Source organism: Streptomyces sp. NPDC052773, from assembly GCF_044547145.1.
In the GTDB taxonomy this organism is placed as follows: Bacteria; Actinomycetota; Actinomycetes; order Streptomycetales; family Streptomycetaceae; genus Streptomyces.
In genome coordinates this window covers 71,253-89,083 of sequence record NZ_JBITZX010000009.1, presented here as the reverse complement: position 1 = coordinate 89,083, position 17,831 = coordinate 71,253, and the positions used below count along the sequence as shown (strand labels likewise).

The window sequence follows — 17,831 nt, the reverse complement described above, 5'->3', positions numbered from 1 at the left end:
GGCAGAATCGGTAGAGGCCGTTCATACGCGACGGCCAAAAGATCACCCGTTTCCCCCTCTCCGAAGGCTGTGCAGGCCCCATGCCTCCCACGCTCGCCTCCCTCGTCCACCACTCGGCGCTCAAGCTGACCGTCCGAGCGGGCGCGGACCGGCTGGACGTGCCCGTCCGCTGGGCGCACGTCAGCGAGCTGGCCGACCCCGTGCCGTACATGGAGGGCGGGGAACTGCTCCTGATCACCGCGCTGAAGCTGGACGCGGAGGATCCGGAGGCCATGCGCCGCTACGTCCGGCGCCTGGTGGGCGCGGGCGTCGTCGGCCTGGGCTTCGCGATCGGGGTCAACTACGAGGAGATCCCGAAGGCGCTGGTCGACGCGGCGGAGGAAGAGGGCCTGCCACTCCTCGAAGTGCCCCGCCGCACCCCCTTCCTGGCGATCACCAAGGCGGTGTCGGCGGCCATCGCGGCCGACCAGTACCGCGCGGTGACGGCGGGCTTCGCCGCCCAGCGCGAACTGACGAAACAGGCTCTGAACGACGGCCCCGAGGGCCTGCTCGGCGCGCTCGCCGCCCAGGTCGACGGCTGGGCGGCGCTCTACGACGCGTCCGGCGCCGTCGTCGCCGCGGCCCCCGACTGGGCGGGCCGCCGCGCCGCCCGCCTCACCGCCGACGTCGAACGGCTGCGGGACCGCCCGGCCCCGGCCAGCTCGGTGGTCGGCGGCCCCGACCACGAGGACCGCGTCGAACTCCACTCGATCGGCACCGGCCGCCGCCCGCGCGCGGCCCTCGCGGTCGGCACGGAAGCGGCCCTCGGCACCGCCGAGCGCTACGCCGTCCACTCCGCGATCGCCCTGCTCACCCTGACGACGGAACGCTCCCGCTCCCTGCACGAGGCCGAGCAGCGCATCGGCGCGGCCGTGCTGCGGATGCTCCTCGCGGGCGAGCCGGACCACGCCCGCGCCGTCGCCGGAGACCTCTACGGCGGCCTCCTCGACGCCCCCTTCCGCGTGATCGTCGCGGAGGGCGAGGCGGGCGGGAGCGGCCTGGCGGAGGCCGTCGAGGCGGCCGGAGCCCGGGCCGGCGAGGCGGTGCTGGCGGTCCCCGAGGGCGAACGCCTCGTCGTCCTCGCCGCGGACGGCGGCGCCGCGGCCCGCGCCTGCGCCGAGTACGCGGCGTCCCTCGAGGCGGCCCGCGGCACGGCGAGCACCGTCCGCGAGCCCTCTGCGGCGGAGGACGACGACCTGGTGATCGGCCTCTCGGCCCCCGCGGGCCCCACCGCCGCGGCAGCCGCCTACAAACAGGCCGAACAGGCCCTCTCCGTGGCCCGCCGCCGCGGCCGCATCCTCGTCGAACACGAACAGCTCGCCACCGGCTCGGTGCTCCCCCTCCTCGCCGACGACGCCGTCAAGGCCTTCGCCGACGGCCTCCTGCGCGCCCTCCACGACCACGACGCCACCGGCCGCGGCGACCTCGTCGCCTCCCTCCGCGCCTGGCTCTCCCGCCACGGCCAGTGGGACGCCGCCGCCGCCGACCTCGGCGTCCACCGCCACACCCTCCGCTACCGCATGCGACGCGTGGAGGAGATCCTGGGCCGCTCCCTGGACGATCCGGACGTACGGATGGAGCTGTGGCTGGCGCTGAAGGCGACGGCGGCGGAGCAGTAGGTGGCGGGTGACGAGCCGTCGTTCCTGACGATCGCCTTCCGCCGGCACGGCCGCGCCGCCGGTTCCGGCGCCGTGACCCGGCTCCTGGCCTGACCGCGCCCTCCCAGACGGTCCAAACCGGCGCACCCCCACCCCTCACCACTACGTTCTGGACAAGCCCCCCACCGCCCCCGCGCCCCTACCGTGGATCCGACAGGCAACACCACCCCCAACGCGGAAGGGCACGGGCTACGACCATGACCTCCACCCACGCCTTCTGGCTCGCCGGCCGTCCGGTCACCGGTGAGAGCACCTTCGATGTCAACTCGCCGTGGGACGGTCGGCTGGTCGGGCAGGTCAGCGTGCCGACCGACGCGCAGGTCGAGGAGGCTGTGGCCGCCGCGTACGCCGTGCGCGACGAGTTCGCCGCGACGCCCGCGCACGTACGCGCCGCCGCGCTCGACCACGTCAGCAAGCGGCTCGCCGAGCGCACCGAGGAAATCGCGCGGCTGATCTCCGCCGAGAACGGCAAGCCGATCAAGTGGGCCCGCGGCGAGGTGGGCCGCGCGGTGTCCGTGTTCCGGTTCGCGGCCGAGGAGGCCCGGCGGTTCAACGGCGGCGAGGCGCAGCGGCTGGACACCGACCTCGGTGGTCAGGGCCGGCTCGCGCTGACCCGGCGCTTCCCGAAGGGTGTCGTGCTCGGCATCGCGCCGTTCAACTTCCCACTGAACCTGTGCGCCCACAAGGTCGCCCCGGCGATCGCGGTCGGCGCGCCGATCATCCTCAAGCCCGCCCCGGCGACCCCGCTGTCCGGCCTGATCCTCGGTGAGCTGCTGGCCGAGACCGAGCTGCCCGCCGGCTCCTGGAGCATCCTCCCGGTGGAGAACGACCGGATGCCCGCCCTCGTTCAGGACGAGCGGCTGCCGGTCATCTCCTTCACCGGCTCCGACAAGGTCGGCTACGCGATCATGGACTCGGTGCCGCGCAAGCACTGCACCCTGGAGCTGGGCGGCAACGGCGCCGCGGTCGTCCTCGCCGACTGGGCGAGCGACGAGGACCTGGACTGGGCGGCGAACCGTATCGCCACCTTCTCCAACTACCAGGGCGGCCAGTCCTGCATCTCCGTGCAGCGCGTGATCGCCGACGCCTCCGTCTACGACCGCCTGCTGCCGCGGATCGTCGCCGCCGTCGAGGCCCAGGTCACCGGCGACCCGAGCGACGACGCCACCGACGTCGGCCCGCTGGTCAGCGAGGACGCCGCCAAGCGCGTCGAGTCCTGGGTCGACGAGGCCGTGTCGGCCGGCGCCAAGCTGCTCGCCGGCGGCAAGCGCGACGGCGCCTCCTACGCCCCGACCGTCCTCGCCGAGGTCCCGGCCGACGTGACGATCGCCTGCGAGGAGGTCTTCGGCCCGGTCCTCACCGTGCAGAAGGTCGACGGGGAGGCCGAGGCCTTCGCCGCCGTGAACGACTCCAAGTTCGGTCTCCAGGCCGGCGTCTTCACCCACGACCTCCAGACCGCCTTCCGCGCCCACCGCGCCCTGGAGGTCGGCGGCGTGGTCATCGGCGACGTGCCGTCCTACCGCGCCGACCAGATGCCGTACGGCGGCGTCAAGCAGTCCGGCGTGGGCCGCGAGGGCGTGCGGTTCGCCATGGACGACTACACCTACGAGCGGGTGCTCGTCCTCACCGGTCTCGCTCTCTAGCGAGACGGCAGCCTGAGCGGCACGACAAGCCGACGGCCGGAGCCCGACTGTGCGGGGGCTCCGGCCGTTGTCGTTCCGCTAGCCGTCCGGCCGATGCCCGCCTCCGCCTATGGCTAATGGGAACCGTTTTCAGGTAAGCTCGTCCTCGACGCGAGTTCGCCGTCCCGAAAGGGCCCGGCACCGATGCCTTCCGGTGCCGGGCCCTTCCCTGTGTCGGCCTTGTCCGGACCCTCAACCGGAGAAGCCGACGCGCGCGAGCCGCAGCGGGCCGCGCAGTCTGAGGTGGACGTCGTGGACGCCGTCCGCGGTGAAGCCGGCGGTCAGCGTCGTGTAGTCGTACGGGCCGGTCGTCGGGGCCGTGAGCGTCAGTGCCGTCGCCGCCGCGCCGCCGTCCAGCGACAGCTCCACCGTGCCGCCCTCGCCCGCGACCTCGACCGTGACCTCCGCGACGCCCGTTCCGAAGTCGCAGTCGCGGTACACCAGATCGGCGGCCTCCGCCGCCGGTGTCACCGCGTCGCCCGACACCTTCGTACGGTCCACGATCCGCGTGCCGCTCTGCTCGTCGAAGTCCACCGCGTCCAGGCCGCGGGACACCACCGCGCGCGGCGCCGCGGGCTCGCCGTCCAGCGTCACCGTCGTCCGCAGCCGGATGTCCTCCGAGGAGGCCCCGGCCAGCAGCTCGTACGGGCCGGGCTCCACGCGCCAGTCGCCCCGCGCGACGTCCCAGAACGCGAAGGCGGACAGCGGGACGTCGAAGGACAGCTCCCTCGTCTCGCCCGGCGCCAGGGTGATCCTCGCGTGGTCCAGCAGCTGGCGGCGCGGGCGGATCGCCGACGGGTCCGCCGCCCGCGTGTAGAGCTGCGCGACCTCGTCCGCCGTGACCGCGCCGGTGTTGGTGACCGAGAAGGAGACGCGCACCGAGCCGTCCCCGGCCCGCGCCGTCAGTCCGCCGTACGTGAAGCGCGCGTACGACAGGCCGTGGCCGAACGGGAACAGGGGCGTGCCCTCGAAGTACAGGTACGTCTGGCGGCTGCCGATCACGTCGTAGTCGAGGAGGCCGGGCAGGTCCGCGTCGTCCGCGTACCAGGTCTGCGGCAGGCGGCCGGCCGGTGAGACGTCGCCCGCCAGGACCCGGGCCAGGGCGGTGCCGGCCGCCTGGCCGCCGTGGGCGGTCCACAGCATCGCGGGCAGCGTCTCGGGGGCCACCGCGTAGGGGTACGCCGACACCAGCGCCAGGACCGTGTCCGGGTTGGCGGCGCGCGCCGCGCGCAGCAGGCGCTGCTGGTGCCCGGGGAGCCGCAGCGTCGTACGGTCCTCCGTCTCGCGGCCGTTGAGGTGCGGGTCGTTGCCCGCGACCACCACGACCACGTCCGCGTCGGCCGCCGCCCGCGCCACCGCGTCCTCGCCGCGCTCGGTGACCTCCAGCGCGAAGACGGTCGCCTCGTCCGGCGAGCCGGGCGCGGCAACCTTCACGCCGTCCGCGGCGACACAGACGTGGCGACCCGTACCCAGGTGGAGCAGGAGGTGACCGTTCTCGTGGGGTTCGAGGCGGAACGTCTCCTGGACGACCCAGCCGCCGGGCTGGTCCGCGGCGGCGCGGACGTAGCCGTCCTCGGCGACGGAGAGATAGCGCCCGTCGGGGGCGCGCAGCGTCAGCACGTCCTCACCCCAGTCGATCAGGGCCAGTTCGGTGCCGCCGGCGTCGGTGGTCAGCGGCGGCAGGTCGGTGCGCCCCGCGAGCAGCGCCGGGTCGAGCGCGCCCTCGGCGCCGCGTGCCCGCTCGTCCGTCCGCCCGGCCGGCGGTACGTGGAGATACGTGCCCTCGGCCGTCCGGAGCCGGACCCGGTCCACGCCCTCCGCGAAGCTCACCCGCTCGGTGCCGAACCGTTCGTACAGTCCCTCCAGCGGGGTCGAGCGGTGGATCAGGGTGCCGCTGTACCAGTCGAGCTTGCACTCGTCGGCGAGCAGGCCGACGACGGCGAGCCGGGTGTCGGGTGTCAGCGGGAGCAGGCCGTCGTTCTTCAGCAGGACGATCGCCTGCTCCGCAGCCTCCAGTGCGAGCGCCCGGTGCTCCGGGGTGTCGAAGGCGCCCGGGGCGGCGTAGGCGTCGGGGCCGTCGAACTCGCCGAGCCGGAAGCGGACCGAGAGCTGGCGGCGGACCGCGGTGTCGATGTCCGCCTCGGTCAGCAGGCCCCGCGCGAGCGCGCCCCGCAGCCGCGCCGTGATCTTCGAGCTGTCCGTGCCGTGGTCGGTGAAGCTGTCCACGCCGGCCAGCAGCGCCGCCGCCGTCGCCTCCTCGTGGGTGTCGAAGTAGTGCTCGGAGTCGACCAGGTTGGACGGCGCGCCCGCATCCGAGCAGACCAGCAGCTCCTCGTCGGTCCAGGTGCGCAACTGCTCGCGCAGATAGGGGGAGACGTGGTTGGGGCGGCCGTTGACCAGGTTGTACGCCGGCATCACCCCGGCGACCGCGCCCGCCTCCACGGTGTCGCGGAACGCCCGCAGGTCGTACTCGTGCAGCACGCGCGGGCGGACCGAGGCCGAGGAGGTGTCCCGGTCCGTCTCGTTGTTGTGGGCGAGCCAGTGCTTGAGGACGGGCGCGGTGCGCCAGTACACCGGGTGGTCGCCGCGCAGCCCGTGGGTGTAGGCGGTGGCGATGGCCGAGGTGAGCCGGGGGTCCTCGGAGTAGCCCTCCTCGTTGCGGCCCCACAGCGGATGACGCAGCAGATTCACCGTCGGCGCCCACACGTTGAGGCCGACCCGCTCGTCGCGGGCGCGCATCGCCCGGATCTCCTGGGAGACCGCGTCGCCGACCCGGCGCACCAACTCCGGGTTCCAGGTCGCGCCGAGACCCACGGCCTGCGGGAACACCGTCGCGGGGCCCATCCAGGCCACGCCGTGCAGCGCCTCCTGGCCGGTGCGGAAAGCGGCGATGCCGAGACGGCCCACGGCGGGCGTGAACTGGTGGAGGAAGGAGATCTTCTCGTCGAGGGTGAGCCGTGCCACCAGGTCGTCGATGCGCTTCGCGAACGGCAGGTGTCGATCGCGGAAAGGCGGTGCGGGCGGCGTTCGTTCGGTCACGTGGGGTTCCCCTCGGGATGGAGCGGCGAGGCGCTTTCGAAGCGCTTCGATGCTCAATCGGCCGACGGCTGGGTGTCAAGACATCGCGGGGCAACAACTCCTGCACGCGGCCGACATTTCAAGGTGTGTAGGAGGAGGCCAGAGGGCTTGAGCCGGGGTCCACGGCTCTCAGGAATCTTGGGAACGACCCTTGTGCACCCCTCAGCGTTCACTTAACCTCGCAGCAACATCGAAGCGCTTCGACGCACTCGACCTTCAGAAGTCGAAGGAACGCTTCGGCTCAGCCAGTTCCACTCAAGACACCGCAGCCGACGGCCCCACCGCCGGGTGTCCTGGTGCGCCACGAAGGGTTGACGCAATGACGCCGAACGCCGCTTCCGTCTCCTCCGGCCCCAGCCGGAGAAGCTTCCTCGCCTCCACGGCGGTCGCCACCGCAGCGGTGGCCGGGGGCATGCCGCTGCTCGCCGCCTGTGGCGGTTCGGAGGACGGCGACTCCCGCGAGGGCACCACGTCGGGCAAGAAGGCACAGAAGCTGCTGCCGGCGTACGTGGCCAGCAACGTGGTGACCCCGGACATCCCGGCGAAGAACGGCTCCGCCATCGGCTTCACCCGCAAGGTCGTGCTCGCCGACCTCAAGACGTCCGTGCCGAAGAAGCTCGGCAAGGGCGCCTCGATCAGGATCATGTCGCCGTTCTGGGGCTCCCCGCCGAAGGGGAACAACCCCTACTACACGGCGATGAACGACCTGATCGGCGTCGACATCACCTGGCAGAACCAGGACGGCATCACCTACGACGAGAAGCTGGGCGCGGTCCTCGCCTCCAGCGACATGCCGGACGTCGTGGTCATCCCCAGCTGGAACATGGGCGGCAAGATACCCAGCGCCATCATCAGCAAGTTCGCCGACCTCGGCCCGTACCTGTCCGGCGACGCGGTGAAGAAGTACCCCAACCTCGCCGCCATCCCGACCGAGGCCTGGCAGTACTCCATCTTCGGCGGCAAGCTGCGCGGCCTGCCCCAGCCGTCCCCCTCCGTCACCGGCATCGTCCCCTTCTACCGCAAGGACGTCTTCGACAAGGAGGGCTGGCAGCCCCCGCGCTCCGCCGACGAGTTCCTGTCCTTCGCCAAGGACATCACCAACGCCCGGGCGAAGGTCTGGGCCTGCGACGACATGAAGTGGACCGCCTTCAACATCTTCGGCGTGCTGTCGGGCAGCGAGAAGCCGCTCGGCTGGAACCAGGTCGACGGCAAGCTGGTCTACCGCGTCGAGACCGAGGAGTTCCTCGAGGCGCTGGAGTGGACCCGCAAGCTGTACGCGGCGGGCGTGGTCCACCCCGACGCCAAGGCGGCCACCCAGGGCACCGCGGGCGACCGGTTCACCTCCGGCCAGGTCCTGATGTACAACAACAACATCTCGGACTGGTGGGGCAAGATGTCCGAACAGGCCGCCCAGAACCCCGAGTTCCGGATCGCCGGCATGGACATCTTCGGCCACGACGGGGGCGACCCGCGGCTGTGGGCCGGATCGCCCGCCGGCATCTTCGCCTTCGTCAGCAAGAAGGCGTCCAAGGCCGTCATCGAGGACGTGCTCGCCGCCGCGAACGTCACCGCCGCCCCGTACGGCACCAAGGAGTACATGCTCACCAACTACGGTGTCGAAGGCACGCACTACAGCGTCAAGGACGGCATGCCGCTCAAGAACGACAAGGGCAACGCGGAGGTCGCCAACGCCTATGTGATGCTGGCCAGCCCCGCCCCCACCATCGCCCACCCGGAGTTCCCGGACATCACCCGCGAGCAGGTCGAGTGGCAGCAGCGGATGGGCGCCTTCACCAGCAAGTCCGCCTTCTGGGGCATGCAGATCACCGAGCCCGCCCGCTACACCAACCTCTCCAACGACTTCGAGCAGCTGGAGGACGACATCGTCCGCGGCCGCAAGAAGGTCAGCGACATGCAGCAGGCCGTCTCCGACTGGCGCAAGCAGGGCGGCGACAAGCTGCGGGACTGGTACCGGAAGCTGCTCGACGACAACGGTTCCGCGCAGTGACCCGGCGCTGAGGCAAGGAGACGGCCGTGTCCCACAGCACGGTGCCTCGCAGCAGGGACGAGGCGCACACGAAGAACGCCGAGGCGCGGACGCCGGACACCCCTTCCGGGCGGCGCCCCGCGAGCCGCCCCGGCAAGCTGAGCCTGCGACTCAGGCTGCGTCGCGACCGCACGCTGATCCTCATGACCCTGCCGGCGATCGCGCTGGTCCTGCTCTTCAACTACGTACCGATCCTGGGCAACGTCGTCGCCTTCCAGGAGTACGACCCGTACATCAGCGAGAACGGGTTCGTCGCCATGCTGGAGAGCCCCTGGGTGGGCTTCGAGCAGTTCCAGCGGATCTTCGAGGACTCCGCGTTCTGGGACGCCGTACGCAACACCCTCGTGCTGTTCTTCCTCCAGCTGGTGCTGTTCTTCCCCGTCCCGATCCTGCTCGCGCTGCTCATCAACAGCGTGATCAGGCCCCGGGTGCGGGCGGTGTCCCAGGCCATCCTCTACCTGCCGCACTTCTTCTCCTGGGTGCTGGTCATCACCGTCTTCCAGCAGATCTTCGGCGGCGCCGGCATCATCGCGCAGACCCTGCGGCAGCACGGGTACGAGGGCTTCGACCTCATGACCGACCCGGGGATCTTCAAGTTCCTGGTGACGGCGGAGGGCGTCTGGAAGGACGCGGGCTGGGGCGTCATCGTCTTCCTCGCCGCGCTCGCCTCCGTCAGCCCCGACCTCTACGAGGCGGCGGCCATGGACGGTGCCGGACGCTGGCGCCGCATGTGGCACATCACGCTGCCCGCGCTGCGGCCGGTGATCGCGCTCCTGCTGGTGCTGCGCGTCGGGGACGCGCTCACCGTCGGCTTCGAGCAGATCCTGCTGCAACGCGACGCGGTCGGGCCCGGCGCGGCCGAGGTCCTCGACACCTATGTGTGGTGGAACGGCGTGCGCAACCAGGACTTCAGCTTCGCCGCGGCGGCGGGCCTGATCAAGGGGCTGGTGAGCGTCGCACTCGTGCTCGCCGCGAACAAGGTCGCCCACATGATGGGCGAGCAGGGGGTGTACAAGAAGTGACCGCCGTCCTGGACCAGAGGCACAAGCCGGTGGGGGAGAAGGCGCCCCGCTGGTGGCAGGCCCCGCCGCGGCCCGTCTGGGAGGAGCCGCCCGGGCGGGCCGGGCTCGCCGGCAAGGGGATCGTCCTCGCCGGTGCCTGCCTCGCCGTGCTGTTCCCGCTGTGGATCGTCGTCGTCACCAGCCTCTCCTCGAAGAAGACCATCACCGAGGCCGGCGGTCTGGTGCTGATCCCCAGGGAGATCACCTTCGTCGCCTACCAGGAGCTGCTGAGCGGCGGACAGGTCACCCGGGCCACGCTCGTCAGCCTGGGCGTCACGTTCGTCGGCACGCTGTTCTCGATGACGGTGTCCGTGCTCGCCGCGTACGGGCTGTCGCGCAGCGGGTCGCTCGGGCACCGGTGGATGCTGATGACGCTGCTCGCGACGATGTTCTTCGGCGCGGGGCTGATCCCGACGTATCTGCTGGTGCAGTCGCTGGGGCTGACGGACACGTATCTCGCGCTGATCCTGCCGAGCGCGGTGAGCGTCTTCAACATCCTGGTGCTGCGCGCGTTCTTCATGAACATCTCGCCCGAACTGATCGACAGCGCGCGGATCGACGGGGCGGGGGACTGGCGGATCCTGTGGAAGATCGTGCTGCCGCTGTCGCGGGCCGTGGTCGCGGTGATCACTCTGTTCTACGCGGTGGGGTACTGGAGCGCGTGGTTCAACGCGTCGATCTACCTCAGTGACCAGGAGATGATGCCGTTGCAGAACGTCATGATCCAGCTGGTGCAGAAGCAGGAACAGCCGGTGGGGATGAGCCAGGCGATCAAGACGGGGCAGATCTCGGCGCTGGCCGTGCAGATGGCGGTGATGGTGCTGGCGTTGCTGCCGGTGGCGGTGGTGTCGCCGTTCGTCCAGAAGCATTTCAAGAAGGGGATGTTGACGGGAGCGGTGAAGGGGTGAGGTTTTCGCCGTAGGGGTGCGGGTCCGTTGTTGCCTGCGGCGCCGTTGTGGCTGGTCGCGCCCACGCGGCGGCCCGCATCGCGAAACGGCCCCGCGCCCCTGAGCAAGTTCCCGTGACCCCCATTCCTCAGAAACCGAGGTGTGTCATGCCCATGCCCCTCCCTCGTAGGCGTACCGTTCTCGCCGGGACCGTCGCCGCTGCCGCGGTCACCGCTCTGCCCGCCGTCCCCGCGCAGGCCGGCCAGGCCGCCGGAACACCCGCCTACCGCTGGCGCAACGTCGTCATCGGCGGCACCGGATTCATCACCGGCGTGCTGTTCCACCCCACCGTCCGCGGACTCGCCTACGCCCGCACAGACATCGGCGGCGCCTACCGCTGGGACGACCGGGCCGCCCGCTGGACCCCGCTCACCGACCGCATCGGCTGGGACGACTGGAATCTGCTCGGCGTGGAGGCGATGGCGGTCGACCCCGCGCACCCCGACCGGCTCTATCTCGCCCTCGGCACCTACACCCAGCCCTGGTCCGGCAACGGGGCGGTGCTGCGGTCCGAGGACCGGGGCGCCACCTGGCGGCGCACCGACCTCACCGTGAAGCTCGGCGCCAACGAGGACGGGCGGGGCACCGGGGAGCGGCTGCTGGTCGACCCGCGCGACAGTGACACGCTGTGGCTGGGCACCCGGCACGACGGGCTGCTGAAGTCGACCGACCGGGGCGCCACTTGGGCGCCCGCCACCGGATTCCCGGCCGCCCCGCGAGCCTCCGGCCAGGGCGTCACCTTCCTGGTCGCCGCCGGCCGCGCGGTCTACGCCGGCTGGGGCGACGGCGACGGCACGGCGGCGAACCTCTTCCGCACCACGGACGGCACCCGCTGGCAGCCCGTCCCCGGACAGCCGTCCGGCGCTGCCGCGAGGGTGCCGATCCGCGCCGCGTACGACCGCCACACCCGCGAGCTGTACGTGACGTACGCCGACGCGCCCGGGCCCAACGGGCAGACGGACGGCAGCGTCCACAAGCTGGCCTGCGCCACGGGCAGGTGGACCGAGGTGACCCCCGCGAAGCCGGACGGAGCCGCCGACACCTTCGGATACGGCGGCGTCGCCGTCGACGCCCGGCGCCCCGGGACCGTGGTCGTGTCCACCAACAACCGCTGGGCCGCCGTCGACACCCTGTACCGCTCCACCGACGGCGGGCGCTCCTGGACCTCCCTGAAGGAGTCCGCCGTCCTCGACGTGTCCGAGACGCCGTACCTGAAGTGGGGCGGGGAGACACCCAAGTTCGGCTGGTGGATCCAGGCGCTCGCCGTCGACCCGTACGACTCGCGCCACATCGTCTACGGCACCGGCGCCACCCTCTACGGCACCCGGGACCTGAGGCGCTGGGCGCCGCAGATCCGCGGCCTGGAGGAGGCGTCCGTGCGGCAGCTCGTCTCGCCCCCGCAAGGGGAGGCGCATCTGCTCAGCGGGCTCGGGGACATCGGTGTGATGTACCACGAGCGGCTCACCGCGTCCCCCTCGCGCGGCATGGCCGCCAACCCGGTGTTCGGGACCGCGACGGGGCTCGCGCAGGCCGCGCGGAAACCGTCGTACGTCGTCCGCACCGGCTGGGGCGACCACGGCAACGGCGCCCACTCGCACGACGGCGGCCAAACCTGGGAGCCCTTCGCCACCCAGCCCGCCCTCGCGAAGGACGCGCCGGGGCCGATCGCCGTCAACGCCGACGGGACCCTCCTGTTGTGGACCTTCGTGCACTGGGACGGCACCCGGTACCCCGCCCACCGCTCGGCCGACCACGGGGCGACCTGGTCCGAGGTCGCCTCCTTCCCGAAGGGCGCCACACCGGTCGCCGACCCCGTCGACCCGGCGCGCTTCTACGCGTACGACACCGGGACGGGAACGCTGTTCGCCAGCACCGACGGCGGCCGTACCTTCACCGCCCGGGCGAGCGGACTGCCCGCCGGCGACAGCCAGTTCAAGCTGGTCGCGGCTCCCGGACGCTCCGGCGACCTGTGGCTGTCGACCAAGGAGAACGGGCTGTACCGGTCCACGGACGGCGGGACCGCCTTCGCCAGGATCGACGGCTGCCGCGCCTCGTACACCCTCGGCTTCGGCAAGGCGGCCGACGGCGCGGCCTACCCGGCGATCTACCAGGTCGGCGCTGTCGACGACATCACCGCCGTGTACCGCTCCGACGACGAGGCCAGGACCTGGACGCGGATCAACGACGACCGCCACCAGTGGGGCTGGACCGGCGAGACGATCACCGGGGACCCGCGCGTGTACGGCCGGGTCTACGTCGCCACCAACGGCCGTGGGATCCAGTACGGGGAGCCCGTCTGATGCCCCGCCTCGACGATGTCACCCGCGGCCGACTGCTCTTCGGCGGCGACTACAACCCCGAACAGTGGCCCGAGGAGACCTGGCACGAGGACGTCCGGCTGATGAAGGAAGCCGGCGTCAACTCCGTCACCCTCGGCGTCTTCTCCTGGTCGAAGCTCGAACCCGAGCCGGGAGCACGGGAGTTCGGCTGGCTGGACACGCTGATGGACCTGATGCACGACCACGGCATCGGCGTCGTCCTCGCCACCCCCACCGCCTCGCCCCCGCCCTGGCTCGGCCGGCTGTACCCGCAGACCCTGCCCCGGGACGCCGACGGGCGCGTCGAACACTGGGGCGGGCGCCAGCACTTCTCGCACTCCAGCGCCGTCTACCGGCGGTTCGCCGCCGCGATCACCGAGGACCTGGCCGCCCGCTACGCCGATCACCCGGCCCTCACCCTGTGGCACATCAACAACGAGTACTGCACCTTCGACCACGGCGACGAGGCCGCCGCCCGCTTCCGCGGCTGGCTCCAGCGCCGGTACGGCACCCTCGACGCCCTCAACACCGCCTGGGGCACCGCCTTCTGGAGCCAGGGCTACGACACCTGGGAGGGGATCATCCCGCCCCGCCGCGCCCACTACCTGCACAACCCCACCCAGGTGCTGGACTTCCGGCGCTTCACCTCCGACATGCTCCTGGAGTGCTTCACGGCCGAGCGGGACATCGTGCGACGGCACACCCCGCACCTCCCGGTCACCACCAACTTCATGCCGCTGTGGACGGGCCAGGACGCCTGGCGCTGGGCCGAGGAGGAGGACGTCGTCTCCGTCGACCTCTACCCCGACCCGCGCGACCCGCTCGGCGCCCAGCACGGCGCCCTCGTCCAGGACCTCACCCGCTCCCAGGCGCGCGGCCCCTGGATGCTGATGGAGCAGGCCGCGGGCCCGGTCAACTGGCGCGGCGTGAACCACCCCAAGCCCCGCGGGCTCAACCGGCTCTGGTCGCTCCAGGCCGTGGCCCGCGGCGCGGACGCCGTCTGCTACTTCCAGTGGCGCCAGTCCCGGCAGGGCGCGGAGAAGTTCCACTCCGGGATGGTCAGCCACGCGGGGGAGGAGGGCCGCACCTTCCAGGAGGTCAAGCGGATCGGCGCCGACCTCGACCGGCTCGCCGAGGTCACCGGCACGCACCTCACCGCCGACGTGGCGATCCTGCACGACTGGCACGCCTGGTGGGCCGGCGACCAGGAAGCCCGCCCGTCCCGGCGGGTCGACCTCCCGGCCGTCCTGCACGCCTGGCACCGCGCCCTGTGGGAGGCCCACCTCACCACCGACTTCGCCCACCCCGAGCACGACCTGAGCCGCTACCGCCTGGTCGTCGTCCCGCAGCTCTACCTCCTCACGGACGCGGCGATCGAGAACCTGCTCGGCTACGTCCGAGCGGGAGGCACCCTCGTCTGCGGCTTCCTCACCGGCGTCGCCGACGAGGACGACCGGGTCCGCGCGGGCGGCGTGGACGCCCGGCTGCGCGAGCTGTTCGGCATCCGCGTGCTGCACGAGTGGTGGCCGCTGGACGCGGGGGAGAGCGTCGAGTGCGACGGCTTCCGGGCGACTCTGTGGTCGGAGGAGATCGAGGCCGCCGACGACGTCACCGAGACCGTCCGCTACCGGGGCGGCGAGCTGGACGGACTGCCCGCCGTGCTGCGCCGGGGCCGCGCCTGGTACGTCTCCACGCTCCCCGAGCCGGACGCCCTGCGCGGCCTGCTGACCCGCGCCGCCGCCGAGGCGGGGGTCCGCCCCGTCCTCGACGGACTCCCGGCCACGGTGGAGGCGGTGCGCCGCGGCGAACTGCTGTTCGTGCTCAACCACGGCCGCGAGCCGGTGACCGTGCCGGTGCCGGGCCGCCACCACGACCTGCTCACCGGTGCGACGGTCACGGACGAGGTCCGCCTGGACCGCTACGGCGTGGCGGTGCTGCGGCCATGAGCGGTACGTCCGTGGACTCCGGGGGAGCCCCGACCGCGAACGGTGCGCCCGTGGACCCGAACCTGTCGGGAGCCCAGGTCACGAGCAGCACCGGGCCCGTGCACGGCACCTGGGAACCCCGGCCCGCCGGCCGCTGGGAGGACGCCTTCCTGAGCGGCAACGGCCGCCACGGCGCCCTCGTGTTCGGCGATCCGGACGACGACCGTGTCATCGTCACCCACCACACCCTCGTCCGCCCCGGCGACGACCGGTACCGCCGCCCGCCCCAGCTCGCCGCCGGCCTCCCCGCCCTCCAGGACCGGCTGCTCGCGGGCGACCTCACCGCCGCCGAGACCTTCACCGACGGCCGCCCCCTGCAATGGGTGCGCTCCTTCCACCCCGCCTTCCAGACCCGGCTGCGCGGCACCCCCGCCCCGGGCGGCCCCTACCGGCGGACCGTCGACTTCACCACCGGCGAGATCACCGCCGTCCACGGCGACCGGACCAGCCGGGTCTTCGTCTCCCGCGCCGACGACGTGATCGTCCAGCGGGTCACCGCGCCCGGCCTCACGCTCGGCCTCTCCCTCGACCCCCGCCTCCCCGGCGCCCCCCACGGGCTCGGGGTCGGGGAGGGCGCCGTCCTCACCGCCGACGGGGCCCTGCTCGGCCTGCGCGTCCGCTACCCGGGCAGCGACCTCGCGTACACCGGCGTCACCCTGGCCGTCGCCGAGGGCGGAACGACCCGGCTGGCACCGCCGGGCGCGCGGATCGAGGGCGCTACGGCCCTCCTGCTGCTCACCCGGGTGCACCGGCACACCGGGGAGCTGGACGTGGCCGCCGAGGGACGCGCCCTGCGCGATCTGCTCGACGGCGGGTCGTACGACGACCTCCTCGCCCGGCACACCGCCGAGCACCGCACCGCCTACACCCGCGTCACCCTCGACCTCGCCGCCGACCCCGCCGAGCGCGCCCTGCCCGGCTCCGAGCTGCTGGAACACCCCGAGAGCCCGGCCCTGCTGGAGCGGCTGTTCGCCGCCGGGCGCTACCACCTGCTGTCCGCGAGCGGCATGTTCCCGCCCCGCCTGACCGGGCTGTGGACCGGCGACTGGGACACCGCCTGGGCGGGCGCCTTCACCAACGACGCCAACCTCAACCTCCAGACCGCCTCCGCCGCGGCGGGCGCCCTGCCCGAGGTGACCGAGGCCCACGCGGCCCTCATCCACGGCCAGCTCGCCGACTGGCGGGACAACGCCCGCGCCGTCTTCGGCGCTCGCGGAGCCGTCGCGCCCGCGCACACCGACGGCGAGTCGGGGCACGCCTACCACTTCAGCCGGGAATATCCCCTGCACCTGTGGACCGCCGGCGCCGACTGGCTGCTCAAGCCGCTCGTCGACCACGACGAGACCTACGGCACCCGCGACCCGCGCACCGCCGCCGCGCTCGCCGAAGTCGCCCTGTTCTACGAGGACTTCCTCACCCGCACCGACCCCGCCGGCAACCTGGTGATCGTCCCCTCCTACTCACCGGAGAACCGCCCCGCGAACGGCGGCTGGGGCGCGATCGACGCGGCCATGGACCTCTCCGCCGCCCGGCACGCCCTGCTGACGGCCGCCGCCTACCACCCCGAGCACGCCGACCGCTGGCGCGCCCTCGCCGACCGGCTCCCACCCCACCGGATCAACACGGACGGCGCCCTCGCCGAATGGGCCTGGCCGGGCCTTGAGGACTCCTACGACCACCGCCACCTCAGCCACCTCTACGGCGTGTGGCCCCTGGACGAGATCAACCCCTACGACACCCCCGGCCTGGCCGAGGCCGCCCACCGGGCGCTCGAACTGCGCGGCGCCGAGAACGACTCCGCGCACGGCCATCTCCACCACGCCCTCGTCGCCGCCCGGCTGCGCGACGCCGACCGGGTCGCGCACGCGCTCGACCAGGTGCTGAAGGGCGACTTCTTCCATGCGTCCCTGATGAGCGCGCACTACCCCCGGCGCGACGTCTACAACGCGGACGCCGCGCACACCCTGCCCGCCGTACTGATCGAGACGCTCGTCCAGTCGACCCCCGGCCGCCTCGTGCTGCTCCCCGCCCTCCCGGACCGGCTCCGGGCGGGCGAACTGCGGGGCGTGCGCACGAGGTTCGGCGCGGAGATCGACCTCGCCTGGAGCCGCACCCGGGCGACGGCGGTCGTACGGCCCTCCCGCACCACCCGCGTGGAACTCAGAACCCCCTCCGGCACCGAGCCCCTCGACCTGGTCGCCGGAGAGGACCGCGTCCTCCACCTGAGGACACGGTGACCCCCACATTTCCCCCACCCATGGAAGGGACACCATGGCAGCACGCACCGCACTCCCCATGATCACCAAGGCCCTGCTGGCCCCTGCCCTCGCCCTCGGCGCCACCGTCGGCCTCGCCTCCGCCCCCGCCCACGCCGCGGTCTGGAACTCCTGCGACCAGTGGGGCAACACCACCCTGAACGGCTACACCCTCTACAACAACGTCTGGGGCTCCGGCGCCGGCAGCCAGTGCGTCTGGGCCAACTCCGGCACCAACTGGGGCGTCTGGGCCGACCACCCCAACACCGGCGGCATCAAGTCGTACCCCAACTCCAAGAAGGTGATCAACAAGCCGATCACCTCCATCACCTCGCTGACCAGCAACTACAACGTCACCGTCCCGTCGTCCGGCGCGTACAACACGTCGTACGACATCTGGGACACCGACTACGACTACGAGATCATGCTCTGGGTCAACCACAACGGCGCCGTCGGCCCGCTCGGCACCGCCCAGGGCACCGTCACCCTCGGCGGCCACACCTGGAACGTCTACAAGGGCAGCAACGGCCACAACGAGGTCTTCTCGTTCCTGCGCACCTCGGACTCGAACTCCGGCACCGTCAACATCCTGCCGATCCTGAAGTGGATCAAGGACACCAAGGGCTGGATGGGCAACGAGACCATCGGTGACGTCCAGTTCGGCTACGAGATCACCTCGTCCTCCGGCGGCCTGAACTTCACCACCAACAACCTGACGGTCAGCGGCGGCTGACCCGGGACGGGGGCGCCCGGTCCCCTCT

10 protein-coding genes are annotated in these 17,831 nt (G+C 72.3%); 9 read left to right on the top strand and 1 reads right to left on the bottom strand.

Going from position 1 to position 17,831, the window contains the following annotated elements:
* Positions 1-80: 80 nt before the first annotated feature.
* Both ACIG0D_RS20985 and ACIG0D_RS20980 read left to right on the top strand, forming a co-directional pair.
* The gene (locus tag ACIG0D_RS20985; protein ID WP_399802896.1) at positions 81-1,658 is read left to right on the top strand and encodes a PucR family transcriptional regulator; all 1,578 of its coding nucleotides are present in this window, start codon (positions 81-83) and stop codon (positions 1,656-1,658) included.
* A 236-nt stretch (positions 1,659-1,894) separates the two neighbouring features.
* Positions 1,895-3,340, top strand: a complete 1,446-nt coding sequence (locus tag ACIG0D_RS20980) for an aldehyde dehydrogenase family protein (RefSeq protein ID WP_399802894.1) — start codon at positions 1,895-1,897, stop codon at positions 3,338-3,340.
* Between the two features lie 231 nt (positions 3,341-3,571).
* Here the strand turns inward: ACIG0D_RS20980 and ACIG0D_RS20975 are convergent, their stop codons facing one another.
* Positions 3,572-6,418 (bottom strand): glycoside hydrolase family 3 C-terminal domain-containing protein, encoded by a 2,847-nt coding sequence (locus ACIG0D_RS20975; protein ID WP_399802892.1) that lies wholly within the window; start codon positions 6,416-6,418, stop codon positions 3,572-3,574.
* A gap of 358 nt (positions 6,419-6,776) precedes the next feature.
* Here ACIG0D_RS20975 and ACIG0D_RS20970 point away from each other — a divergent pair, with 358 nt between their 5' ends.
* The 7 genes from ACIG0D_RS20970 (at position 6,777) to ACIG0D_RS20940 (ending at position 17,803) form a co-directional block, all read left to right on the top strand.
* Positions 6,777-8,465 (top strand): Tat pathway signal sequence domain protein, encoded by a 1,689-nt coding sequence (locus ACIG0D_RS20970; protein WP_399802890.1) that lies wholly within the window; start codon positions 6,777-6,779, stop codon positions 8,463-8,465.
* A 26-nt stretch (positions 8,466-8,491) separates the two neighbouring features.
* Positions 8,492-9,526 (top strand): ABC transporter permease, encoded by a 1,035-nt coding sequence (locus ACIG0D_RS20965; protein WP_399802887.1) that lies wholly within the window; start codon positions 8,492-8,494, stop codon positions 9,524-9,526.
* Positions 9,523-10,473, top strand: coding sequence for a carbohydrate ABC transporter permease (locus tag ACIG0D_RS20960; RefSeq protein WP_399802884.1), 951 nt, complete (start codon positions 9,523-9,525; stop codon positions 10,471-10,473). The genes ACIG0D_RS20965 and ACIG0D_RS20960 overlap by 4 nt, the downstream gene beginning before the upstream one ends.
* A 146-nt stretch (positions 10,474-10,619) precedes the next feature.
* Complete coding sequence (locus tag ACIG0D_RS20955) at positions 10,620-12,812, top strand: WD40/YVTN/BNR-like repeat-containing protein (protein ID WP_399802881.1); 2,193 nt, start codon at positions 10,620-10,622, stop codon at positions 12,810-12,812.
* On the top strand, positions 12,812-14,776 hold the full coding sequence (locus ACIG0D_RS20950; RefSeq protein WP_399802878.1) for a beta-galactosidase: 1,965 nt from the start codon (positions 12,812-12,814) through the stop codon (positions 14,774-14,776). The genes ACIG0D_RS20955 and ACIG0D_RS20950 overlap by 1 nt, the downstream gene beginning before the upstream one ends.
* Positions 14,773-17,052 (top strand): glycosyl hydrolase family 95 catalytic domain-containing protein, encoded by a 2,280-nt coding sequence (locus ACIG0D_RS20945; protein WP_399802876.1) that lies wholly within the window; start codon positions 14,773-14,775, stop codon positions 17,050-17,052. The genes ACIG0D_RS20950 and ACIG0D_RS20945 overlap by 4 nt, the downstream gene beginning before the upstream one ends.
* Before the next feature lie 34 nt (positions 17,053-17,086).
* Positions 17,087-17,803, top strand: a complete 717-nt coding sequence (locus ACIG0D_RS20940) for a hypothetical protein (protein ID WP_399802874.1) — start codon at positions 17,087-17,089, stop codon at positions 17,801-17,803.
* Positions 17,804-17,831 lie beyond the last annotated feature (28 nt).